Source organism: Microcella daejeonensis, from assembly GCF_026625045.1.
Classification (GTDB): domain Bacteria; phylum Actinomycetota; class Actinomycetes; order Actinomycetales; family Microbacteriaceae; genus Microcella; species Microcella daejeonensis.
Map to the genome: position 1 here is coordinate 25,620 of NZ_CP113089.1, position 22,285 is coordinate 47,904.

Genomic DNA, 22,285 nt, shown 5'->3' on the forward strand with positions numbered 1-22,285 from the left:
GCTTGACTGGCCCCCATGACCCGGGATGCCGCTGCCGAGTCCGCCCGCATCGCCGAGCTCCAGCGGCTCGCCTACGGCCGGGCCTCGACGCCCGCCGAGGCCGCGCGCGCCGAGGCCGCCGCGCTGGAGCTGCAGCAGCTGCTCGCCGCCCGCGCCGCGGCCGAGCATCCCACCCCCACCGACGACCGCGCCGCGGCCCCGCCTGCCGACGCCCACCGGGCTGACGCGGCAGACGTGACGGACGTCACCGACGCGCCCGACGACGACGCCGGCCCGCGCCCCTGGTGGCAGCGGCTGCCCGCCCTCGTCGGGGCCCTCGCGGCCGCGATCGTCGGCGGCGGCGCCCTGCTCGGCGTGCTGACCCCCTCCGGCCCGCCGGCGGCGCTCGTCGTCTTCGACCGCGCTCCCGACGCGGCCGAGCTCGCGCTCACGGGTCGCTTCCAGCAGCTCGGGGCGCCCGTCGACGGGCTGCGAATCATCGGCGACGCCGGTGCCGCCGAGCTCGTCGCTTTCCGCGCCCCGACCGGAACGGCGCAGCAGCTCGCCGACGCCGCCGGAGCGGGCGAGCCCTCCCTGCCGCTCGTGGACGAGAGCCGCTTCGGGGAGAACGGCGAACCGGTGCGCGAGTCCGCCGAGCAGGACGTCTGCCTCATGGTCGTCGACCGCGGCCTGCCCTCGGGGACGAGCTGCGCGTCCGTCGGCGACTTCGTCGAGCGCGGGCTCGAGGTCGAGGGCCGGGACGCCCTCTCGGGGGCCCCGTACCGCGGTTCCTGGCTGGCCGACGGCTCCGTGACGTTCGAGCCGCTCCCCTGAGCCCTCGCGGTTCACACCGCCGGGTGCTTGACTACCGCCATGGCGCAGCCGCCGGGCGACGAGGAGCCCGCCGAGCGCGCCCTCGAGCACGTGATCGCGCACCTCTTCGACAGCGAGCTGACGCGCTTGGCGTACGCCCGACCGAGCACGCCGGACGATGAGCGGCGCGCCGAGGCCGCCCTGCGGGAGCTCGCCCGACGCGCGGCCGCGGCACCCGCGCCCGATCCGGCGCCGGTGGTCGCCGAGCGGCCCGCCCCGGTGCGGTTCCGGCGGCTCCGGCGACTCGGGCGGCTCCGGCGACGCCCGCAGCCGACGCCGGGCATCCCGACCCGCCCCGCCGCCCCACCGGAGGCCCGTACCCGCCGCGAGGACGCGCGCCGCGACTCCCGCCGCAGAGCCCACCGTGACGCTCCCCGCAGAGCACGCCGCGACGCCCACCGCGACGCTCCCCGCCCCGGCCGGCGCCGCGCCGGCGCGCTCGCGGCCGTCGGCACCCTGCTACTGAGCACCGTCGCCGCCCTCAGCGCCGCCGCGACCCCCGCGCCCGAGGCGGCGCCGCCCTCGGCTCTGCAGCAGCTCTACCGCGAGGCGACCCCCGTCGAGCGCGAGCTGCGCGACCGCATGCTCGCCGCCGGCCTGCCCGTCACCATCGGCCCGCGCCACCTCGCCGAGCAGTCGGGCGGCGAGCGCCTGCTCGCCTACCGGTCGGTGCGCGCGGGCACCGCCGAGACCGCGCGCAACGACGTCTGCGTGCTGCTCGTCGACGCCGAGACCCTGCGCACGCCCGTCTGCATCACGCGGGAGGCGTTCCTCGACGAGGGTCTGCGCACGACGCTCGAGGGCTCGGAGGGGCGCTGGAGCGTGCGCTGGGGACCGACGGACGAGGCCGAGGTGCAGGTGCGGCGCTCGGGCTCGAGCGCGAGCATCCCGCCCTACGCCCCCGCGCTGCGCTGAGCCGCCCCGGCTCCTAGAGCGCGCGCGGATGCGCCGTCGCCCAGGCCTCGCGCATCGCGTCGGCGGTGACGAGCGTGTAGATCTGCGTGGTCGCGACGCTCGCGTGGCCGAGCAGCTCCTGGACGACGCGCACATCGGCCCCGCCCTCGAGCAGGTGGGTGGCGAAGCTGTGCCGCAGCGTGTGCGGCGAGAGCTCGACGTCGAGCTGCGCGCGCTCGGCCGCGGCGCGGATGACGAGCCACGCCGACTGCCGGCTGAGCCGGGCCCCCCGCGCTCCGAGGAACAGCGCCGGCGTCGAGGCGCCCCGCGGCGAGAGCAGCGGCCGCGCGCGCACGAGGTACGCCTCGAGCGCCTCGCGGGCGTAGCGGCCGATCGGCACGATGCGCTGCTTGCGTCCCTTGCCGAATAGGCGCACGGCACCGCCGACCTGGTCGTCGCCGCCCATCACGTCGTCGACGTTGAGGTCGATCGCCTCACTCGCGCGGGCGCCCGTCGCGTAGAGCAGCTCGAGCAGGGCGCGATCGCGCAGCATCATCGGCTCGTCGCCCGTGCAGGCCTCGAGCAGGCGCTCGACCTGCGCGATGCTGATCGCCTTCGGCAGGCGCTTCGGCTGCGACGGCGGCTTCTGGTCGGCGGCGACGTCCTGCTGCAGGATGCCCTCCTCGAGCAGGAACCGGTGCCAGCCGCGCACGCTCGACAGCATCCGCGCGGTCGTCGCGGCCCCCACGGGCGCGGCCGCGGTCGACGAGCCGGATCCCGCCGGGTCGCGCAGCGCCTGCACGAACCCCGCGACGTCCGCCGCTTCGATCTGCGCGACCTCCTCGCGCCCGAGGTCGGTGAGGAATCCGGCGTAGCGGGCGAGATCGCGGCGGTAGGCCGCGACGGTGTGCGGGGAGCGCCCGCGCTCGAGAGCGATGTGGCGCAGGTAGCGGTCGATGGCGCGGACGAGGGCGGGAGCGGGCTCCGGCTGCTCGACCGCCGGCACGGTCAGGCCCGGTCGCGGCGGGCGTGCGCGGCGAGCACCGCGGCCACGAGCACGCCGTTGCGCACGCGGGAGTCGAGCACGGCATCCACCGCCTCGTCGAGCGCGACCCAGCGCAGCACGATGTCGGCCTCCTCGGCGTCGCGCGCGAAGGTCTCGGTGGCGCTGAGCCCGGTCGCCCGGAACACGTGGATCACCTCGTCCGAGCCGCCGGGGCTTGTGTGCACCGTGATGAGGGGCTCCCAGTGCGCGGCGGCGAGGTCGGCCTCCTCGGCCAGCTCGCGGCGGGCGGCCTCGATCGGGTCCTCGCCCTCCACGTCGAGAAGGCCCGCGGGCAGCTCCCAGTCGCGGGTCTGGATGGGGTGGCGGTACTGCTGGATGACGAGCACGCGATCCTCGTCGTCGACGGCCAGCACGGCCACCGCGCCGGGGTGCTCCATGAACTCGCGGACGATCTCGCCCTCCCCGTACCCGAAGCGCTCGCGCCGGATGTCCCACACCCGCCCGGGGAACACGACCTCGGAGTCGAGCACCTCGACCGAGTGCGCCTCATCGCGCAGCTCGCCCGCGCCCGCGGAGTCGATCGTGCCGGGCATGCCCGTCACTCCGCGCTCGCCGCCTCGTCGTCGAACAGGCGGCTGGCCTTCTGCCGCTCGATCGCCGCGCCGACGAGCCCGGCGAACAGCGGGTGCGCGTTGTTGGGGCGCGAGCGCAGCTCGGGGTGCGCCTGGGTGGCGACGTAGTACGGGTGCACCTCGCGGGGCAGCTCGACGAACTCGACGAGCGTGCCGTCGGGGCTCGTGCCCGAGAACTGCAGGCCCGCCGCGGCGATCTGCTCGCGGTAGTGGTTGTTGACCTCGTAGCGGTGGCGGTGGCGCTCGCTGATGCTCTCGCTGCCGTAGGTCTCGGCGACGATCGAGCCGGGGGTGAGGGCCGCCTCGTAGAGACCGAGGCGCATCGTGCCGCCGAGGTCGCCCCCGGCGATGATGTCCACCTGCTCCGCCATCGTCGCGATCACGGGGAACTCGGTCTCGGGGTCGAACTCGGTCGAGGAGGCCCCGGGCAGGTGCGCCTCGTTGCGGGCGTACTCGATGACCATGCACTGCAGGCCGAGGCAGAGGCCGAGCGTCGGGATCTTGTTCTCGCGCGCGAAGTGCAGCGCACCGAGCTTGCCCTCGATGCCGCGCACGCCGAAGCCGCCGGGCACGCAGATCGCGTCGAGCTCGCCGAGCATGCGCGCGGCGCCCTCGGGCGTCTCGCACTCGTCCGAGGCGATCCAGCGGATCGCGACCTTGCTCTGGTGCGCGAAACCGCCGGCGCGCAGCGCCTCGGTCACCGAGAGGTAGGCGTCGGGCAGGTCGATGTACTTGCCGACGAGGCCGATCGTCACCTCGCGCTTGGGCTCGTGCACGGCGGTGAGCAGCTCGCGCCACCCGGCCCAGTCGACCTCGCCGGTCTGCAGGTCGAGCTGGTCGATGATGTAGCTGTCGAGCCCCTGGCTGTGCAGCATCGAGGGGATGTCGTAGATCGAGGCCACGTCGACGGCATTGACGACGCCCGCCTCCTCCACGTCGCACATGAGGGCGATCTTGCGCCGGTTCGCGCTCGTCACCGGGCGGTCGCTCCGCAGCACGAGCGCATCCGGCTGGATGCCGATCGAGCGCAGCGCGGCGACGGAGTGCTGCGTCGGCTTGGTCTTCTGCTCGCCGCTCGCGCCCATGAAGGGCACGAGGCTCACGTGCACGAAGAAGACGTTCTTGCGGCCGAGCTCGTGGCGCACCTGACGGGCCGACTCGATGAAGGGCTGCGACTCGATGTCGCCGACCGTGCCGCCGATCTCGGTGATGATCACGTCGGGCTTCGGGTCGTCCTCGGCCTGCAGGCGCATGCGCCGCTTGATCTCGTCGGTGATGTGCGGGATGACCTGCACGGTATCGCCGAGGTACTCGCCGCGGCGCTCCTTCGCGATGACCTGCGAGTAGATCTGGCCGGTCGTGACGTTGGCGGCCTGGCTCAGGTTGATGTCGAGGAACCGCTCGTAGTGCCCGATGTCGAGGTCGGTCTCGGCGCCGTCGTCGGTGACGAAGACCTCGCCGTGCTGGAACGGGTTCATCGTGCCGGGGTCGACGTTGAGGTACGGGTCGAGCTTCTGCATGACGACGCGCAGGCCCCGGGCGGTGAGCAGATTGCCCAGCGAGGCGGCGGTGAGACCCTTGCCGAGCGACGAGACGACACCTCCCGTCACGAAGATGTGCTTGGTGATGGGCAGGTCCGCGTCTGAAGAGTTCGCCACGGGGTTCGATCGTATCCGACCCGTGACCGCTTTCGCCTCGACTCGCTCAGGTCGCGGGCGTACCGTCGGGCGCATGAGGCGGCTGAGGGTACGGCGAGGGCACGGGAGCGCGCGCCGGGCATCCCGCATCGCCGCCGTCGGAACCGCCGTGACCGCCGTGATCGCCCTGCTGGCGGGATGCTCCGCCCTCCCCTTCGCCCCGCCGCAGTCCGTCGCCCTCGACACCGAGCCCGGGTGGCCCGCCGACGCGCCGATCCGCGACCCGCTGCTCTCCCCCGACGCCTCCTCCGGCGATCCCGTGGGCTGGATCGACGAGCAGGGCCGCCTCGTCATCGTCACCTTCGGCAGCAGCTCGTGCCCGCCGATCGCGACGAGCATCGGCGAGGTCGACGGCGGGGTCGTCCCCATCCGCTTCGAGCCGACCCCGGCGCAGGCCTGCACCGATGACCTCGCGCCTCTCGCCCATGTCTTCACCGCCCCTGAGGGACTCGACCGTGCGACGGTCACCGTGACGGTGGTCGACGGCGGTGGGCGGGAGCGGGTCTTCCGCGACGTGCTCGCCGCGAGCGCCGGCCCCGACGGCTCCTCGATCGCCGAGTCGACGGCGCCCGGGCTCCCCGAGGGCTCCGACCCGGTCGAGCCCCCGCCCGACGTGCCCGTCGTGCTGCAGTGGTCGGCCGAGCCCGACCGCGTGCTCGTCACCACCTACGGCAGCTCGAGCTGCCCGTTGCTGCCGATCGCGCTCGAGGCCGACGCCTCGACGTTCGTGCTGACGGTCAGCACCGGCCGCGTCGAGGCCTGCACGGCCGACTACGGCCCGACGACGAGCGTCGTCGTGGTGCCGGCGGCCGCCTATCGCGCGCTCGACGAGGGCACGGTGCTCGTCCTGTCGAGCGCGACCGATTCCCCGCCGCAGCAGCTCGACGTGCCGATCGCCCCGCCCGGCGCGGCCGCCCGCTGACGCGGCCGCTCGCTCGCCACGGGCGCTCGCGAGACGGTCGTCCAGCTCGAACGAGCGCGCTCGCTGGACAGTCGCGCTCGCTGGACAGTTGCGCTCGCTAGACCGTGGCGCTCGCCATGGCGACGAGTTCGCGCGCGTGGGCGAGTCCGCTCTCACTGTCGGGAAGGCCGCTCAGCAGGCGCGCCATCTCGGCGATGCGCTCCTCCCCCTGCAGCTGCCGCACGCTCGAGGCGGTGACGGCGCCGTCGACGTCCTTGACGACGCTGAGGTGATTGGTGGCGAAGGCGGCGACCTGCGCGAGGTGCGTGACGACGATCACCTGCGCGCTCTCCGCCAGGCGGGCGAGCCGACGGCCGATCTCGATGGCGCTCGCCCCGCCGACGCCGGCATCCACCTCGTCGAAGATGAAGGTAGGCACGGGGTCACTGCCGGCGACGACGACCTCGAGCGCGAGCATCACGCGCGAGAGCTCTCCGCCCGAGGCGCCCTTGCCGAGCGCCCGCGGTTCGCTGCCGGGGTGCGGCTGCAGCAGCAGCGCCACCTGGTCGCGGCCGGTGGCGGTGAACTCGTCCCGCGTCTCGACCGCGACGCTGAGCCGCGCGGTCGGCATGGCGAGAGCGGCGAGCTCGGCCGTGACGGCGGTCGACAGCCGGTCGGCCGCCGCCTCGCGCAGGGCGGTGAGAGCGGATGCCCGACGATCGAGCTCGGCGAGGTCGGCGTCGACGCTCGCCCGCAGCTCGAGGATGCGGTCGCCGTCCTGATCGAGCTCGAGCAACCGGGTGGAGCCCTGCTCGAGGTGGTCGATGACGTCGTCGAGCGAGGGGCCGTACTTGCGCACGAGCGCGGCGAGCTCGGCGCGGCGCTCCTGCACCGTCTCGAGCTCGCGCCCGCCGTCGCTGTCGAGCGAGGCGAGGTAGCTCGAGAGCTGCATGGCGGCCTCGCCGAGCACGAAGCCGGCGTTGGCGAGCGCCTCGACCACGGGGACGAGCTGGGCGTCGTGCCCGGCGACCCGGTCGACGGTGCGGCGCGCCGACTCGATGAGGCTCACGGCGTCGCGGCCCTCGTCGAGGCTCTCGGCCTGGATGAGCTCGTGCGCCTGGGCGGCGGCGAGCCGCAGGTCCTCGATGTTGGCGAGCCGGTCGGCCCGCTCGGCCAGCCGATCGTCCTCGCCGCGCTCGGGAGCGGCCTGCTCGATCTCCTCCATCGCGAGGCGCAGCTCCTCCGCCTCGCGGGCGCGGCGGTCGCGATCGGCCTCGAGGGTCTCGAGGTCGGCCTGCGACTGCGCCCAGCGGGCGTGCACGGCCTGGTACTCGGTCAGCGCACGCGCGAGCTCGGGGCCGGCGAAGCGGTCGAGCGCCTCGCGCTGCGCCGTCGCCGACTTCAGCCGCAGCTGGTCGCTCTGCCCGTGCACGACCACGAGCTGCTCGCCGAGCTCGGTGAGCACCGCGACCGGGGCGGAGCGCCCCCCGACGACGGCGCGGCTGCGGCCCTCGGTCGAGAGCGTCCGGGCGAGCAGCAGCTCGTCGCCGTCGAGGTCTCCCCCGGCGTCGCGCACGCGCTCGGCCACGGCGCCGTCGGCGGCGATGCGCCAGCGACCCTCCACGAGCGCCTGCTCGCTGCCCGAGCGGATCGCCCCCGAGTCGGCGCGGTCGCCGAGCAGCAGCCCGAGCGCGGTGACGACCATGGTCTTGCCCGCACCCGTCTCACCCGTGAGCGCGGTGAAGCCGGGCCCGAGCGGCAGGCGCGCCTCGCCGATGACGCCGAGGTGGCGGATGCTGATCTCCTCGATCACGCGGGCCGCCCCTCCTCCTCGCCGAGGCGCGGAAGCTCGATCGCTCCCGTCACCGGCTCGGTCGCCTCTCCCGGCTCGACCGGCCCGCGCCAGCCCGTCACCGAGAGCGCGAACTTCTTGACGAGACGGTCGGTGAACGGCGCCTGGTGCAGGCGCGCGAGGCGCACCGGGGTGCTGGATCGGCGGGCGACGACGCGCGCGCCCGGCGGCAGATCGAAGGCGCGACGACCGTCGCACCACAGAACGCCGAAGCCCTGCGAGCGCTCGAGCACCTCGACGGCCAGCGAGGAGTTCGGGCCGACGACGAGAGGGCGGGCGAAGAGGGCGTGAGCGCTGAGCGGAACCAGGAGCAGGGCATCCAGGCTCGGCCAGACGACGGGGCCGCCGGCGGAGAAGGCGTAGGCCGTCGAGCCCGTGGGGGTCGACATCACGACGCCGTCGCAGCCGAAGCTCGAGAGCGGGCGGCTGTCGACCTCGACCACGACGTCGAGCATGCGCTCGCGGCTGCCCTTCTCGACGGTGGCCTCGTTGAGCGCCCAGCTCTCGTAGATCACCTCGGTGCCGACCTTGACGCGCACCGACATCGTCATACGCTCCTCGACGAGGTAGTCGCGGCCGAGCGCCCGGGTGATCGCCTTGCCGAGGTCGTCCTTCTCGCTCTCGGCGAGGAAACCGACGTGACCGAGGTTGACGCCGAGCAGCGGCGCCGAGCCCCCGCGGGCCAGCTCGGCGGCGCGCAGGATGGTGCCGTCGCCCCCGAGCACGATCACGAGCTCGAGATCGCCGACCTCGACGTCGTCGCCGAGCACGTGCAGGGCATCCGCCCCCCACGCCTCGCGGATGTCGTCGAGCGAGTCGGCGGCCACCACGGGCACCAGCCCGGCGGCGCGCAAGTGCTCGCAGACCGTCACGGCCGCGCCGAGCGACTCGGGCCGCCCGGTGTGGGCGACGACGAGGATGTGGCGATCGGTCACGGGGTTGCCTCCTGGCGGGGTTCCGCTCGCGCGAGTGCGGCGACGCGGCCCCTCCATTGTGTCGGATGCTCTCCTGCACCCGGCCGGAAGACGGCCAGGTACTCGTGATTCCCGCTCGTCCCCAGCACGGGTGAGGAGTCGACGCGCTCGGCCAGCAGGCCCAGGTCGTACGCCGCCCAGAGCACGCCCATGATGGCGTCCTCGCGCAGGGTCGGATCGCGCACGACCCCCTCGCGCACGCCCGTGCGACCGACCTCGAACTGCGGCTTCACGAGCAGGATGATCGGCGCCTCCGGGGCGGCCGTCGCGACGATCGCCGGCAGGATGAGCCGCAGGGGGATGAAGCTGAGATCGCCGACCACGAGCTGCGGCCGCTCGGTGATGCCGCTCACCGCGGCGAGGCGCTCGGCGGTCAGCGCGCGGGCGTTCTCACCCTCGACGTTCACCACGCGGGGGTCGAGCGCGATCGAGGGCGCGAGCTGTCCGTGCCCGACGTCGAGCGCCACGACGCGCGCGGCACCGCGCTCGAGCAGCACCTGGGTGAAGCCGCCGGTGCTCGCGCCGAGGTCGAGGCAGAGCATCCCGCTCGGATCGATGGCGGCCGCGTCGAGCGCGGCGATGAGCTTGTGCGCCGCGCGGCTGACGTAGTGGTCCTCGCCCTCGACGACGATGCGGGCGCCGTCGGCGACGGGATGCGCGGGCTTGACGATCGCGCGGCCGTCGACGCTCACGCGCCCCTGCTCGATCGCCGCACGGGCGAGGGCCCGCGAGCGGGCGAGCCCGAGCTGCACGAGCGCGGCGTCGAGCCGCATCGCGTCGCTCATCGGGTCGAGCCCCGGTGGCTCACGCGCCGGAGCGGCGCGCCTCGCCGTCGGTGCCCTCCAGGTGCGCGCGCAGCTCGTCCACGAGCTGCGCGAACGCCGGAGCCCGATCGGCCAGCGGCTGATCCTCGACGAGCGAGATGCGCGAGACGATCGCCTCGTCGGCCTGCGTCTCGTGCACGACGGCGGGCTCCGTCACGGGCCCGTCCCCGGTGCCGCCGAACTCGCCGTCATCGACCATGGTCGTCACTCTAGCCGCGCCGCTCAGAGCAGGGCGAGCAGCTCGGGGTCGACGTCGATGCCGTAGATCTGCAGGCCGCTGGCGTACACGGCGGTCGAGGCGGCGCGGATGAGGTCGAGCTGATCGTCGCCGGCGCGGGCGACGCGCAGCACGTGGCCCTTCATGCGCACGACCGCCGCGCCGACCTCCACCGAGCGCACGCCCTCGGCATCCACCGATTCGCGGGTCTCGGGGTACGGCCGGAACAGCGCGCGCAGATCGTCGATGATGTACGTCGGCCGCATGTTGGGCGCGGCGGCGAGCACCTGCTTCGGCTGGTCGATGCCGGTGAGCACGAGCGCGGTGTCGATCTCGGCGCGGTTGCCGCCGAGGATGTCGGTGTCGAGCCGGTCGCCGACGACGAGGGCGCGCTCCGCGCCGAAGCGCTCGCTCGCCACGTCGAAGATCGCCTTCTCGGGCTTGCCGGCGAAGACCGGCAGGCGGCCGACGGCGAGGTGCACCGCCGACACGAGGGTGCCGTTGCCGGGCGCGATGCCGCGCGCGACGGGGATGGTCCAATCGGTGTTCGTCGCGACCCACGGGATGCCCGTGTGCAGCGCGAAGGACGCCTCGGCCAGGTGCACCCAGCCCACGTGCGGCGCGAAGCCCTGGATCACCGCGTCGGGCGCGTCCTCCGCCGACCGCGTGACGACGAAGCCGGCGTTCTCGACCTCGGAGACGAGGCCGTCGCCCCCGACGACGAGGATGCGCGCACCGGGCTCGACGAGCGTGGCGAGCACCCGCACCGCCGCCTGCGGGCTCGTCACGACATCCGCGGCGGTGACCCGCAGGCCGAGCGAGCTCAGGTGCTCGGCGACGGAGGCGTCCGTGCGCGAGGCGTTGTTCGTGATGTAGCCGACCCGCAGGGTCTCGCCCGCGCGGTTGATGCTCTCCACGGCGTGCGGAATGGCGTTCTCGCCCTTGTAGACGACGCCGTCGAGATCGAGCAGCAGAGCATCCCGCCCGGTGAGCGGGGTCGCTGCCGCGGCGCGCTTACCGAACACCCTCGCGCCCCTCCGCGTCCTCGCCGCCGTCGCGGTCGCGGTCGTCGTCGTTGTCCTCGTCGCCGTCGCGCTCGCCGACACCGACGTCGTCGCCGCTGCCGCCGACATCGCTGACGTCGTCGCCGCTGTCATCGTCGTGACGGCCGTCGCCGTCGTCATCGGATGCGACGTCGGACCCGACGGTCCCGGCGACGTGGGCGTCGTGCTCCGCCGCAGCGGCATCCACGCGCTCGAGCACCGCATCCGCGTCGACCGCGTGCATCTCGTCGGCGGAGAGCTCCTCCTCCACGATCTCCACGATGTCGTCGAACTCGCCCTCGGCCCCGGCGATCACCTCGGCGGCCACGTCGGCACGGCGACCCCATTCGGCCGCCTCGTCGTCCCGCCCGAGCTCCGCGAGCACGACCGCGTAGGCGTCGAACAGCCCGGGGCTGTAGCGGTACGCCGTCGAGGCGTCGAGCTGCGGGATCTCCAGCTCGGCGAGAGCCTGCTCCGGCTGCCCGAGGTCGAGACGCGCGCCCGACATCGCGATCGCGAGCTCCACCCGCGTCGGCACGCTGAGCTCTGCGCGATCGACGGAGCGCCCCAGCTCGAGAGCCTTCTCCGGCCGCCCGAGGCCGCGCTCGCAGTCCACCATGAGCGGCAGCTGCTCGTTCGAGCCGCTGAGCCGGCGGTAGGTGCGCAGCTCTCGCAGCGCGAGCGTGTAGTCCTCGACAGCGTACGCCGTGATCGCGAGCGTCTCCCGCACGACCGAGACGCGACCCGCGCGCCGGCCGGCGGCCTGCGCGTGCCGGTGCGCGAGCGCGACGTCGGAATCGATCAGCATGCTCGCCATCACGAGGTGCTGCGCGACGCGGTCGGCGTTCTCCTTACTGAGCGTCTTCAGCTCGAGCCGGGCGCTCTTGTCGAGCTCGCGACCGGTGATCTCCTCGGCGATCGGCGGGTCATCGTGCCGCGGCGCGCTCTCGGCGTCGGTGCGGCGAACGCGAATGCCCTCCTGCCGCGAACCGGCGGGGCGGGATGCCCGCTCTCCGTCGCGACGAGGCCGCTCGCCGTCCCGGCGAGCACGGTCCCCGGCTCCTCCCGAGCTCCGCGGGCCGCCCGTGCGGTCACCATCGCGCGGCGCACGCCCACCAGCCGGAGCACCATCGCGCTTCCACGGCCGATCACCCTCGCGCGGCGCACGCCCACCAGCCGGAGCACCATCGCGCTTCCACGGCCGATCCCCACCCCGGTCATTGCGCGCGGCACCCGAGGCGGCAGCGCCGTCCTTCTTCCAGGGTCGGGTACCTTCACGCGTGCCCGCGGCGTCCCGCCGCGGCCGGTCGCCGGCCGGCGCCCCGTCGCGCTTCCCGGGCCGCGCAGCATCCCGGGCCGGGCGCGCTGCGGACGGCGCACCGTCCCTCTTCCACGGCCGGTCGCCATCGCGTCGCGACGGAGTCGCGCGGCCCGATCCTGCACGGCCTGCCCGCTCATCGCCTGCCGCACCGTCACGCTTCCACGGCCGGTCGCCGTCGCGCCTCGGCCGATCACCGAACGGCGCGCCACCACGCCGTGCGCCGTCAGCGGTCGGAGCGCCATCCCGACGCGGGCGCTCGCTGCCCGAGCCCCTGCGAGCCGCACGCCGGTCTCCGGATCCTGTACCGCGATCGGCACGATCGCCGCCGGAGGATGCGCGGGGCGCACGATCGTTGCCGTCGCCGGCAGCACGACGCGGACGATCGGAGGACGAGCCATCCCGTCGAGGACGCTCTCCGAAACTCCGACGGGCTCCGTCGCCGCCCTCGGACGGCGTTCGACGACCGTCGCGATCGTCGTCAGGTCGCTCAGGGCGCTCAGCCATTCGGGGACTCCTCGTCAATCGGTGCTGCAGATGATTCTGTCGCGCCCTCGCCGAGCGAGCGGCGCGTTAACGCGAAATGGCCACCCCTTCAACGGGGTGGCCATCTCACAAAATAAGTCCGGCGGTGTCCTACTCTCCCACGAGGTCCCCCTCGCAGTACCATCGGCGCAGAAGGTCTTAGCTTCCGGGTTCGGAATGTGACCGGGCGTTTCCCCTTCGCTATGGCCGCCGAAACACTATTGATTTCCCAATCAAGAGCACAACGACAACACACTGAAGTGTTGTGTGTGCGATTCCCGACCGTAAATCGAGAACCACAAAGTGGACGCGAGCAGCAAACTCATTCCCACCCGAAGGTGGAGGTTGTTGTCAAGTTATCGGCTTATTAGTACGGGTCAGCTCCATGGGTCTTGAGTCCCCACTTCCACATCCCGCCTATCAACCCAGTCGTCTGGCTGGGAGCCTCTCACCCCTAAGGGTATGGAAGTCTCATCTCGAGGCCGGCTTCCCGCTTAGATGCTTTCAGCGGTTATCCATCCCGAACGTAGCTAATCAGCGGTGCTCCTGGCGGAACAACTGACACACCAGAGGTTCGTCCAACCCGGTCCTCTCGTACTAGGGTCAGATCCTCTCAAACTTCCTGCGCGCGCAGCGGATAGGGACCGAACTGTCTCACGACGTTCTAAACCCAGCTCGCGTACCGCTTTAATGGGCGAACAGCCCAACCCTTGGGACCTACTCCAGCCCCAGGATGCGACGAGCCGACATCGAGGTGCCAAACCATGCCGTCGATATGGACTCTTGGGCAAGATCAGCCTGTTATCCCCGAGGTACCTTTTATCCGTTGAGCGACAGCGCTTCCACAAGCCACTGCCGGATCACTAGTCCCGACTTTCGTCCCTGCTCGACCTGTCAGTCTCACAGTCAAGCTCCCTTGTGCACTTACACTCGACACCTGATTGCCAACCAGGTTGAGGGAACCTTTGGGCGCCTCCGTTACTTTTTGGGAGGCAACCGCCCCAGTTAAACTACCCATCAGGCACTGTCCCTGAACCGGATTACGGTTCTAAGTTAGACATCCAGAGTGACCAGAGTGGTATTTCAACAACGACTCCACGAACACTAGCGTGCCCGCTTCACAGTCTCCCACCTATCCTACACAAGCCACACCGAACACCAATACCAAACTGTAGTAAAGGTCACGGGGTCTTTCCGTCCTGCTGCGCGTAACGAGCATCTTTACTCGTAGTGCAATTTCGCCGAGTTCGCGGTTGAGACAGCTGGGAAGTCGTTACGCCATTCGTGCAGGTCGGAACTTACCCGACAAGGAATTTCGCTACCTTAGGATGGTTATAGTTACCACCGCCGTTTACTGGGGCTTAAATTCGCAGCTTCGCTTACGCTAACCGCTCCTCTTAACCTTCCAGCACCGGGCAGGCGTCAGTCCGTATACATCGTCTTGCGACTTGGCACGGACCTGTGTTTTTAGTAAACAGTCGCTTCCCACTGGTCTCTGCGGCCTTCAACGCTCCAGGAGTAAATCCCTTCACGAATCCGGCCCCCCTTCTCCCGAAGTTACGGGGGCATTTTGCCGAGTTCCTTAACCACGATTCTCTCGATCTCCTTGGTATTCTCTACCTGACCACCTGAGTCGGTTTGGGGTACGGGTGACTAGAACCTCGCGTCGATGCTTTTCTCGGCAGCATAGGATCACTGATTTCCCCCGTGAGGGGTACGCATCGGATCTCAGGCTGTATGAGAGACGGATTTGCCTATCTCTCGCCCTACGTCCTTACACCGGGACTACCATCGCCCGGCTCAGCTACCTTCCTGCGTCACACCTGTTAATACGCTAGCCGCACCAGCATAGGGTCGTGTGCTAGCCCCAACGCTTCACCCCGAAGGGATCCATCAGAGGGATTCGGACACTTAGCATTACTGGATTGACTGGGGCGGTTCTTCGTCAGTACGGGAATATCAACCCGTTGTCCATCGACTACGCCTGTCGGCCTCGCCTTAGGTCCCGACTTACCCAGGGCGGATTAGCCTGGCCCTGGAACCCTTGGTCATTCGGAGGACGGGTTTCTCACCCGTCTTTCGCTACTCATGCCTGCATTCTCACTCGTGTGGCCTCCACGGCTGGTTTACACCGCCGCTTCACTGGCCACACGACGCTCTCCTACCGATCCGCACGGCTGGACCACGAAGGCCTACCTAAAATGCGAATCCTACGACTTCGGTGGTGTGCTTGAGCCCCGTTACATTGTCGGCGCGGAATCACTTGACCAGTGAGCTATTACGCACTCTTTCAAGGGTGGCTGCTTCTAAGCCAACCTCCTGGTTGTCTATGCAACTCCACATCCTTTCCCACTTAGCACACGCTTAGGGACCTTAGTCGGTAGTCTGGGTTGTTTCCCTCTCGACGATGAAGCTTATCCCCCACCGTCTCACTGCTGCGCTCTCACTTACCGGCATTCGGAGTTTGGCTGACGTCAGTAACCTTTTGGGGCCCATCGGCCATCCAGTAGCTCTACCTCCGGCAAGAAACACGCAACGCTGCACCTAAATGCATTTCGGAGAGAACCAGCTATCACGAAGTTTGATTGGCCTTTCACCCCTATCCACAGCTCATCCCCTCAGTTTTCAACCTAAGTGGGTTCGGTCCTCCACGACGTCTTACCGTCGCTTCAACCTGGCCATGGATAGATCACTTCGCTTCGGGTCTAGGACATGCGACTGAATCGCCCTATTCAGACTCGCTTTCGCTACGGCTGCCCCTCACGGGTTAACCTCGCCACATATCACTAACTCGCAGGCTCATTCTTCAAAAGGCACGCCGTCACAGCTGCTAGGGCTGCTCCGACGGTTTGTAAGCAAACGGTTTCAGGTACTATTTCACTCCCCTCCCGGGGTACTTTTCACCTTTCCCTCACGGTACTTGTCCGCTATCGGTCATCTGGGAGTATTTAGGCTTATCAGGTGGTCCTGACAGATTCACACGGGATTTCTCGGGCCCCGTGCTACTTGGGATACTCTCCGGGCCATTACGACATTTCGACTACGGGGTTGGCACCCTCTGTGACTGGCCTTTCAAGACCATTCGTCTATATCGCGCTGTAACCCTTATAGATCGGCAGATCTACAGGAAAGTCCCGCAACCCCGACCATGCAACGCCTGCCGGCTATCACACATGATCGGTTTAGCCTCTTCCGCGTTCGCTCGCCACTACTGACGGAATCACTGTTGTTTTCTCTTCCTGTGGGTACTGAGATGTTTCACTTCCCCACGTTCCCTCTACCCGCCCTATATATTCAGGCGGGAGTCATCAGGTCACATAAAGTGCCCGACGGGGTTTCCCCATTCGGAAATCCTCGGATCAAATGCTTGCTTATCAGCTAACCGAGGCTTATCGCAGATTGCTACGTCCTTCTTCGGCTCCAGATGCCAAGGCATCCACCGTTTGCTCTTAGAAACTTGACTACATGAGTTTGAATCGATCGGCAGCATCCACGAACACCTTGCGGCATTGCGCGTCTGCTGCGACCAATGATCTATATCTCTTTCGAGATGTTTGATCTATAGATCCGAAGGTCTTGACGACCTTCAGTTCTAAGATGCTCGCGTCCACTGTGTAGTTCTCAACATACGGTCGGTACCGCCCCTGCCCGACGACGCATCCCCCTGTTACAGGAGCTGCGTGCTTTCTAGTCGGCCAGACCACGGTCCGAGGAATCGATACCCGCACCCCCTCCCTGTGGAGAGCTGTACGAGGCCCGGTCCCTCAGGACCCAACAGCGTGCACGTGCCGGCATCGATCCGGCGCCCGTTCCATTCCCCCTCAAGAGGAAGAAGTACTGGAGCAGCCGGCTCTACGCCGACACCCAAGTCAATGTTCCACCCATGAGCTACCAGCTGAGAACATGCGTCTCAGATCTGGCTTCTGACTCCACCCCCTGCACACCTGATGGCGGCACGAGGGGAGTAGATGCTCCTTAGAAAGGAGGTGATCCAGCCGCACCTTCCGGTACGGCTACCTTGTTACGACTTAGTCCTAATCACCGATCCCACCTTCGACAGCTCCCTCCTTGCGGTTGGGCCACTGGCTTCGGGTGTTACCGACTTTCATGACTTGACGGGCGGTGTGTACAAGGCCCGGGAACGTATTCACCGTGGCGTTGCTGATCCACGATTACTAGCGACTCCAACTTCATGAGGTCGAGTTGCAGACCTCAATCCGAACTGAGACCGGCTTTTTGGGATTCGCTCCACCTTGCGGTATTGCAGCCCTTTGTACCGGCCATTGTAGCATGCGTGAAGCCCAAGACATAAGGGGCATGATGATTTGACGTCATCCCCACCTTCCTCCGAGTTGACCCCGGCAGTCTCCCATGAGTTCCCACCATTACGTGCTGGCAACATAGGACGAGGGTTGCGCTCGTTGCGGGACTTAACCCAACATCTCACGACACGAGCTGACGACAACCATGCACCACCTGTTTACGAGTGTCCAAAGAGTTGACCATTTCTGGCCCGTTCTCGTATATGTCAAGCCTTGGTAAGGTTCTTCGCGTTGCATCGAATTAATCCGCATGCTCCGCCGCTTGTGCGGGCCCCCGTCAATTCCTTTGAGTTTTAGTCTTGCGACCGTACTCCCCAGGCGGGGAACTTAATGCGTTAGCTGCGACACAGAAACCGTGGAATGGTCCCTACATCTAGTTCCCAACGTTTACGGCATGGACTACCAGGGTATCTAATCCTGTTCGCTCCCCATGCTTTCGCTCCTCAGCGTCAGTTACGGCCCAGAGATCTGCCTTCGCCATCGGTGTTCCTCCTGATATCTGCGCATTCCACCGCTACACCAGGAATTCCAATCTCCCCTACCGCACTCTAGTTTGCCCGTACCCACTGCAGGCGCGAGGTTGAGCCTCGCGTTTTCACAGCAGACGCGACAAACCGCCTACGAGCTCTTTACGCCCAATAATTCCGGACAACGCTTGCACCCTACGTATTACCGCGGCTGCTGGCACGTAGTTAGCCGGTGCTTTTTCTGCAGGTACCGTCACTTTCGCTTCTTCCCTGCTAAAAGAGGTTTACAACCCGAAGGCCGTCGTCCCTCACGCGGCGTTGCTGCATCAGGCTTGCGCCCATTGTGCAATATTCCCCACTGCTGCCTCCCGTAGGAGTCTGGGCCGTGTCTCAGTCCCAGTGTGGCCGGTCACCCTCTCAGGCCGGCTACCCGTCGTCGCCTTGGTGAGCCATTACCTCACCAACAAGCTGATAGGCCGCGAGTCCATCCTTGACCGAAATTCTTTCCAACTCCTAGCCATGCGGCTGAAGCTCATATCCGGTATTAGACGTCGTTTCCAACGCTTATCCCAGAGTCAAGGGCAGGTTACTCACGTGTTACTCACCCGTTCGCCACTAATCCACCAGAGCAAGCTCCGGCTTCATCGTTCGACTTGCATGTGTTAAGCACGCCGCCAGCGTTCGTCCTGAGCCAGGATCAAACTCTCCGTAAATGTTTGATAGCCAAACCACCCAAAGGCAGCCGGCACATCTAGTGCCCCACCAGACCCGAAGGACCAGCAGGACGAGTTTGTTCTGACTGAAGTTCGAATATCTACTGACATTCTTGTTTCAATCCAAAGGAATCTCTCCCGACCAGGCAAAAGCCCAGTCGACGAGGATAATTTGGCATTGACTTAGTGCACGCTGTTGAGTTCTCAAGGATCGGACGCACCTGACCCTCGACCTCTCGGTCTCGGCAACAGGGCAACTCCGCTAACTTACCCGACTCGGTGTCGCAATGCAAACGGGCCGGCGCGGAGATCCGCAGCCGGCGAGCTCGACGAGCGAGTGCCGGGAAGGGCATCCTACGCTCGCGATCACGGCCCGGCAAGGGCTGGATCATGAGGAGGATTTCGTCCCACGTGAGGCCGGGAGGCTCTTCGGCTCTCCCGCACCTTTGGGGTGACGAGGGGATAACTTACGCAGGGTTCACGCAGGCGGGCAAATCACCGTCGCCGCCCGGGCGTGTCGCCCGAGTCCGCCCCGCGGGATCAGCGCAGACGCAGGCCAGCGAGGGTCTTCTTGCCTCGGCGGAGCACCGCGATGCCGCCCGCGAGGCCGCGCCCCTCGAGAGTCTCCGACTCCGACTCGACCTTGCGGTTGTTGAGGGCGACGCCGCCCTGACTGATCGCGCGACGGGCCTCGCTGACGCTGGCCGAGAGACCGGTGGCCACGAGCGCGGCCACCACCGTCTCCGACCCCGGGAGCTCGGCCTGCGGGAGCTCGTCGATCGCGGAGACCAGAGTCGCCTCGTCGAGCGCGTGCAGGTCGCCGCCGCCGAAGAGCGCGGCGGAGGCATCCATCACCGCCGCCACGGCATCGGCGCCGTGCACCAATCCGGTGACCTCGAGGGCGAGCCGGCGCTGGGCCTCCCGTCGGAACGGCTCATCGGCGACCTTCTGCGCGAGCTCCTCGATCTCGGCACGGCCGAGGAAGGTGAAGATCTTGAGGCGCTCGACCACGTCGGCGTCGTCGGTGTTGAGCCAGAACTGGTACATCGCGTAGGGCGAGCACATCGCGGGATCGAGCCAGATGGCGTTGCCCTCGCTCTTGCCGAACTTGGTGCCGTCGGAGTTGGTCACGAGCGGGGTGCCGATCGCGTGCACGCTCGTGCCCTCCGCCTTGCGGATGAGCTCGGTGCCGCTCGTGAGGTTGCCCCACTGGTCGCTGCCGCCGGTCTGCAGCGTGCAGCCGTACTGCCGATGCAGCTCGAGGAAGTCCATGCCCTGCAGCACCTGGTAGCTGAACTCGGTGTAGCTGATGCCCTCGTCGGAGTTCAGGCGAGCCGAGACGGCGTCCTTCTTGAGCATGGTGCCGACACGGAAGTGCTTGCCGACCTCGCGGAGGAAGTCGATGGCGCTCATCGGCGCCGTCCAGTCGAGGTTGTTGACGAGGGTCACCGGATTCTCGCCGTCGGCCGGCAGGAACCGGCTCACCTGCTGCTGGAGGTAGCCCACCCATTCCGCGACCGTGTCGGGGGTGTTGAGCGTGCGCTCGGCGGTCGGCTTCGGATCGCCGATCAGCCCGGTCGAGCCGCCCACGAGGGCGAGCGGTCGATGACCGGCGAGCTGCAGGCGCCGCATGAGCAGCAGCTGCACGAGGTTGCCGAGATGCAGACTCGGCGCGGTCGGGTCGAAGCCGCAGTAGTAGGTGACCCTCTCCCCCGAGAGCGCCTGCTTCAGCGCCGCGGCATCCGTCGAGACGTGCACGAGACCGCGCCAGACGATCTCGTCCCAGACGTCGTCGAAGGAGTCGTCGTTTCGCGGGAGGGTGAGGGAGATGGGAGCTTCGGCCACGCGGTCAGGGTATCAGCGGGCCCGGTCCGTCACGATGCGAGGGCATCCCCCTGGGGTTGATATGCGAGACATCACCCCTCTATGGTTGATCCATTCGTCGACGGAGGAGAGCCGTGTTCGTCATCATCGCCGACCAGGTGGACAGCCGCCACGACCGCGACCACGTCGATGAGGCGATCGGGATGCTCAGCGCGCGCTTCGGCGAGCACCTGGTGCTGCCGCCCGAGCGCACCGCCGGTGACGAGCTGCAGCTGCTCGTCGCGGACGGCGCCACGGCCCTCGCCGCGACGCTCGCCCTGCTGCGCGACGACCACTGGCGCGCCGGTCTCGGGCTCGGACCGGTCGCCCTCCCCCTGCCCGCCGGCGTGCGGGAGGCCTCCGGGCCCGCGTTCATCGCGGCGCGCGCCGCGATCGAGGCGGCCGAGCGTCGACCGCTGCGGTTCGCCGTGCGGGGTGCGCGCGGCGAGGGCGCCGCCGAGCGCGCGGGCGGCCCCGCCACGATCGAGGACGGCGCTGCCGACATCGGCGCGATCATCGACCTGCTGCTCACCCAGCGCGCCCGATGGAGCGAGCAGGGCTGGCAGCTGCACGATCTGCTCGAGCGCGGCCTCACGCAGGGCGAGGCCGCCCTGGAGCTCGGCATCACCCCGCAGGCGGCGAGCAAGCGGGCGCGTGCCGCCGGACTGCGGGTCGACGCCGATGCCCGGGCGTCCATCGGGCGGCTGCTCGACGCGGTGGGCCGCACGTCCGACGGCGAGGAGGGCGCGGCCGCCGGAGACACGGACCCCGGCAGGGCGGGTTCGGCGAGCGTCACCGGTCCCTGACAAGCTGGTCACCCGGCACGGTCGCCGGTCGGCGCAGCCGCCCGGGCTGTGCCGAGCCGCACCGTTCCGAGCCGCACCGTTCCGAGCCCCACCGTTCCGAGCCCCACCGTTCCGAGCCCCACCGAGAGGAGCCGACCCCGTGCTGACCGCCCTCGCCCCGCTCATCGCGATCGCCGGGTCGAGCGCGATCGTCGCCCTCATCGGGCTCTGCGCGGTGCTCGCGCTGCTCGCCACGACGGAGGACCAGCCCCGGCTCGCGCTGCCCGGCGCCGTCGTGCTGCTCGTCGGGGTCGTGGCGGTCGCGGCCGACTACCCGCTCGTCATCCCCGAGCTGCAGTTCGGGGCCGGCCTCGCTCTCGCCGTCCTCGGCGTGCTCGGCGGCGGCCCGGCGGCCGCGCTCGTGCTGCGCGCCGCGACCCGGGAGGGCTCCCCCGGCAGCAACGGCGGCATCCTCGTGGGCGACGAGCCCGGCCGGTAGGTGCTGCGCGGCGGTACCACCATCGGGTTCCTGGAGCGCGTCATCGTGGTCGCCGCCGTGCTCATCGGGCGTTGGGAGCTGCTCGCGGCCCTCATCGCCGTCAAGGGTCTCGGCCGGTTCCGCGATCTCGACGCGGGGGCGGCGACCGAGCGCTTCATCATCGGCACGCTCGTCAGCCTCATCTGGGCCGGGGCCGCCGGCGGGGTCATCGCGCTCGGCTGACCGCCGCTCGGTACGGCGAGACCGTCGGATCGTCCGCGATCCAGAAGCGCCAGGGGAACTCCGCTCCCCCGCCCCGACCGCTGACCCCGACGCGCGGGCCCTCGGCGATCGGCAGGGTCACGGCCCGGCCCGGCGGGGCGGGTTCGAGCACGAGAGGGCTGCGCGCAGCGAGCGGCTCGCCGTCGGCCCGGCGCCCCGGCACGCCGAGCACCGACCCCGAGTCGGCGGGCAGCACGCCGAGCGCTCGCGCGAGCCGGCCCGGACCGCGCGCGAGGTCGCGGTGCGGCAGCGACTGCGGCCCGCCCGCTCCGGCTCGGCGCTCGCGGGCGAGCGGCTCCCCCGCGACCACCTCGCCGGCGCGCAGCAGGATGGCCGCGGCCGCGCCCTCGACGCCGCAGACCAGGTTGACGCAGGTGTGCATGCCGTAGCTGACGTAGGCGTAGACGACGCCGGGGCCGCGGAACATCGGCGCGGTGCGCGGCGTCATGCCGCGGAACGCGTGCGAGCCGGGGTCGTCCGCGCCCCGGTACGCCTCGACCTCGGTGAGGCGGACGCTCACGCCCCGGCCGTGGATCACCGCCCCGAGCAGTCGCGGGGCGACGAGCACGGGGTCGTCGGCGAGCAGAGCGGCCGCGATCGGGTCGGGCGCGGGGCGGGCATCCGGACCGGTCATGGGGCG

17 protein-coding genes and 3 rRNA genes are annotated in these 22,285 nt (G+C 69.3%); 6 read left to right on the forward strand and 14 right to left on the reverse strand.

Features of this window, described 5'->3' with window-relative positions:
• The first annotated feature begins 15 nt into the window (after positions 1-15).
• Both OVN18_RS00150 and OVN18_RS00155 read left to right on the forward strand, forming a co-directional pair.
• Positions 16-813 (forward strand): hypothetical protein, encoded by a 798-nt coding sequence (locus OVN18_RS00150; protein WP_267781232.1) that lies wholly within the window; start codon positions 16-18, stop codon positions 811-813.
• Between the two features lie 39 nt (positions 814-852).
• Positions 853-1,767 carry a hypothetical protein gene (locus OVN18_RS00155; protein WP_267781233.1) on the forward strand — a complete coding sequence of 305 codons (915 nt, stop codon included), beginning with the start codon at positions 853-855 and terminating at the stop codon, positions 1,765-1,767.
• Between the two features lie 13 nt (positions 1,768-1,780).
• On the opposite strand, the gene OVN18_RS00160 is transcribed toward OVN18_RS00155, so the two are convergent.
• Genes OVN18_RS00160 through OVN18_RS00170 form a run of 3 tightly spaced genes read right to left on the reverse strand, consistent with a single transcriptional unit; the run spans position 1,781 to position 5,042 of the window.
• The gene (locus tag OVN18_RS00160; RefSeq protein WP_267781234.1) at positions 1,781-2,752 is read right to left on the reverse strand and encodes a site-specific tyrosine recombinase XerD; all 972 of its coding nucleotides are present in this window, start codon (positions 2,750-2,752) and stop codon (positions 1,781-1,783) included.
• A 2-nt stretch (positions 2,753-2,754) separates the two neighbouring features.
• Positions 2,755-3,345: an NUDIX domain-containing protein gene (locus tag OVN18_RS00165; protein ID WP_267781235.1), complete on the reverse strand. Its 591-nt coding sequence runs from the start codon at positions 3,343-3,345 to the stop codon at positions 2,755-2,757.
• A 5-nt stretch (positions 3,346-3,350) separates the two neighbouring features.
• Positions 3,351-5,042 carry a CTP synthase gene (locus OVN18_RS00170; protein WP_324287782.1) on the reverse strand — a complete coding sequence of 564 codons (1,692 nt, stop codon included), beginning with the start codon at positions 5,040-5,042 and terminating at the stop codon, positions 3,351-3,353.
• 73 nt (positions 5,043-5,115) lie between these two features.
• Between OVN18_RS00170 and OVN18_RS00175 the strand changes: the two genes are divergently transcribed.
• Positions 5,116-6,003 carry a hypothetical protein gene (locus OVN18_RS00175; RefSeq protein WP_267781236.1) on the forward strand — a complete coding sequence of 296 codons (888 nt, stop codon included), beginning with the start codon at positions 5,116-5,118 and terminating at the stop codon, positions 6,001-6,003.
• Between the two features lie 97 nt (positions 6,004-6,100).
• Here the strand turns inward: OVN18_RS00175 and recN are convergent, their stop codons facing one another.
• From recN to tyrS, 10 genes are all read right to left on the reverse strand, one after another.
• Positions 6,101-7,795 carry a DNA repair protein RecN gene (recN, locus tag OVN18_RS00180; protein WP_267737496.1) on the reverse strand — a complete coding sequence of 565 codons (1,695 nt, stop codon included), beginning with the start codon at positions 7,793-7,795 and terminating at the stop codon, positions 6,101-6,103.
• A complete protein-coding gene (locus OVN18_RS00185; RefSeq protein WP_407666048.1) occupies positions 7,792-8,769 on the reverse strand; it encodes an NAD kinase in 978 nt (325 codons plus the stop codon). The genes recN and OVN18_RS00185 overlap by 4 nt, the downstream gene beginning before the upstream one ends.
• Positions 8,766-9,593 (reverse strand): TlyA family RNA methyltransferase, encoded by an 828-nt coding sequence (locus OVN18_RS00190; protein WP_267781238.1) that lies wholly within the window; start codon positions 9,591-9,593, stop codon positions 8,766-8,768. Before OVN18_RS00190 ends, OVN18_RS00185 begins: the two co-directional genes overlap by 4 nt.
• 19 nt (positions 9,594-9,612) lie before the next feature.
• Positions 9,613-9,831: a hypothetical protein gene (locus OVN18_RS00195; RefSeq protein WP_267781240.1), complete on the reverse strand. Its 219-nt coding sequence runs from the start codon at positions 9,829-9,831 to the stop codon at positions 9,613-9,615.
• A 23-nt stretch (positions 9,832-9,854) separates the two neighbouring features.
• Positions 9,855-10,874 carry an HAD-IIA family hydrolase gene (locus tag OVN18_RS00200; RefSeq protein ID WP_267781242.1) on the reverse strand — a complete coding sequence of 340 codons (1,020 nt, stop codon included), beginning with the start codon at positions 10,872-10,874 and terminating at the stop codon, positions 9,855-9,857.
• Positions 10,864-11,709: a tetratricopeptide repeat protein gene (locus OVN18_RS00205; protein WP_267781243.1), complete on the reverse strand. Its 846-nt coding sequence runs from the start codon at positions 11,707-11,709 to the stop codon at positions 10,864-10,866. The genes OVN18_RS00200 and OVN18_RS00205 overlap by 11 nt, the downstream gene beginning before the upstream one ends.
• A gap of 1,124 nt (positions 11,710-12,833) precedes the next feature.
• Positions 12,834-12,950 (reverse strand): 5S ribosomal RNA (gene rrf, locus OVN18_RS00210).
• A gap of 132 nt (positions 12,951-13,082) precedes the next feature.
• Positions 13,083-16,198: ribosomal RNA gene (locus OVN18_RS00215) — 23S ribosomal RNA — on the reverse strand.
• 516 nt (positions 16,199-16,714) lie between these two features.
• Positions 16,715-18,237 (reverse strand): 16S ribosomal RNA (locus tag OVN18_RS00220).
• The 16S, 23S and 5S rRNA genes sit together here, the layout of an rRNA operon.
• Positions 18,238-18,777: 540 nt before the next feature.
• Positions 18,778-20,082 carry a tyrosine--tRNA ligase gene (gene tyrS / locus OVN18_RS00225; RefSeq protein ID WP_267781244.1) on the reverse strand — a complete coding sequence of 435 codons (1,305 nt, stop codon included), beginning with the start codon at positions 20,080-20,082 and terminating at the stop codon, positions 18,778-18,780.
• Between the two features lie 113 nt (positions 20,083-20,195).
• On the opposite strand from tyrS, the gene OVN18_RS00230 reads away from it, so the two are divergent.
• From OVN18_RS00230 to OVN18_RS00240, 3 genes are all read left to right on the forward strand, one after another.
• Positions 20,196-20,906: a DNA-binding protein gene (locus OVN18_RS00230; protein ID WP_267781246.1), complete on the forward strand. Its 711-nt coding sequence runs from the start codon at positions 20,196-20,198 to the stop codon at positions 20,904-20,906.
• A gap of 139 nt (positions 20,907-21,045) precedes the next feature.
• Entirely contained in the window at positions 21,046-21,384 is a 339-nt protein-coding gene (locus OVN18_RS00235; RefSeq protein ID WP_267781247.1) for a hypothetical protein, read from the forward strand.
• Positions 21,385-21,606 carry a hypothetical protein gene (locus OVN18_RS00240; protein ID WP_267781248.1) on the forward strand — a complete coding sequence of 74 codons (222 nt, stop codon included), beginning with the start codon at positions 21,385-21,387 and terminating at the stop codon, positions 21,604-21,606. It begins immediately after the preceding gene.
• Here OVN18_RS00240 and OVN18_RS00245 read toward each other — a convergent pair.
• Positions 21,590-22,279 carry a DNA-3-methyladenine glycosylase gene (locus OVN18_RS00245; RefSeq protein ID WP_267781249.1) on the reverse strand — a complete coding sequence of 230 codons (690 nt, stop codon included), beginning with the start codon at positions 22,277-22,279 and terminating at the stop codon, positions 21,590-21,592. The genes OVN18_RS00240 and OVN18_RS00245 overlap by 17 nt on opposite strands.
• Positions 22,280-22,285 lie beyond the last annotated feature (6 nt).

Excerpts from the sequence above, each read along its gene's own strand:
- OVN18_RS00165 (WP_267781235.1), bottom strand. The coding sequence starts at position 3,345 with ATGCCCGGCACGATCGACTCCGCGGGCGCGGGCGAGCTGCGCGATGAG.
- OVN18_RS00155 (WP_267781233.1), top strand. The coding sequence starts at position 853 with ATGGCGCAGCCGCCGGGCGACGAGGAGCCCGCCGAGCGCGCCCTCGAG.
- OVN18_RS00190 (WP_267781238.1), bottom strand. The coding sequence starts at position 9,593 with ATGAGCGACGCGATGCGGCTCGACGCCGCGCTCGTGCAGCTCGGGCTC.
- OVN18_RS00150 (WP_267781232.1), top strand. The coding sequence starts at position 16 with ATGACCCGGGATGCCGCTGCCGAGTCCGCCCGCATCGCCGAGCTCCAG.
- OVN18_RS00205 (WP_267781243.1), bottom strand. The coding sequence starts at position 11,709 with ATGGCGAGCATGCTGATCGATTCCGACGTCGCGCTCGCGCACCGGCAC.
- OVN18_RS00245 (WP_267781249.1), bottom strand. The coding sequence starts at position 22,279 with ATGACCGGTCCGGATGCCCGCCCCGCGCCCGACCCGATCGCGGCCGCT.
- OVN18_RS00195 (WP_267781240.1), bottom strand. The coding sequence starts at position 9,831 with ATGGTCGATGACGGCGAGTTCGGCGGCACCGGGGACGGGCCCGTGACG.
- OVN18_RS00175 (WP_267781236.1), top strand. The coding sequence starts at position 5,116 with ATGAGGCGGCTGAGGGTACGGCGAGGGCACGGGAGCGCGCGCCGGGCA.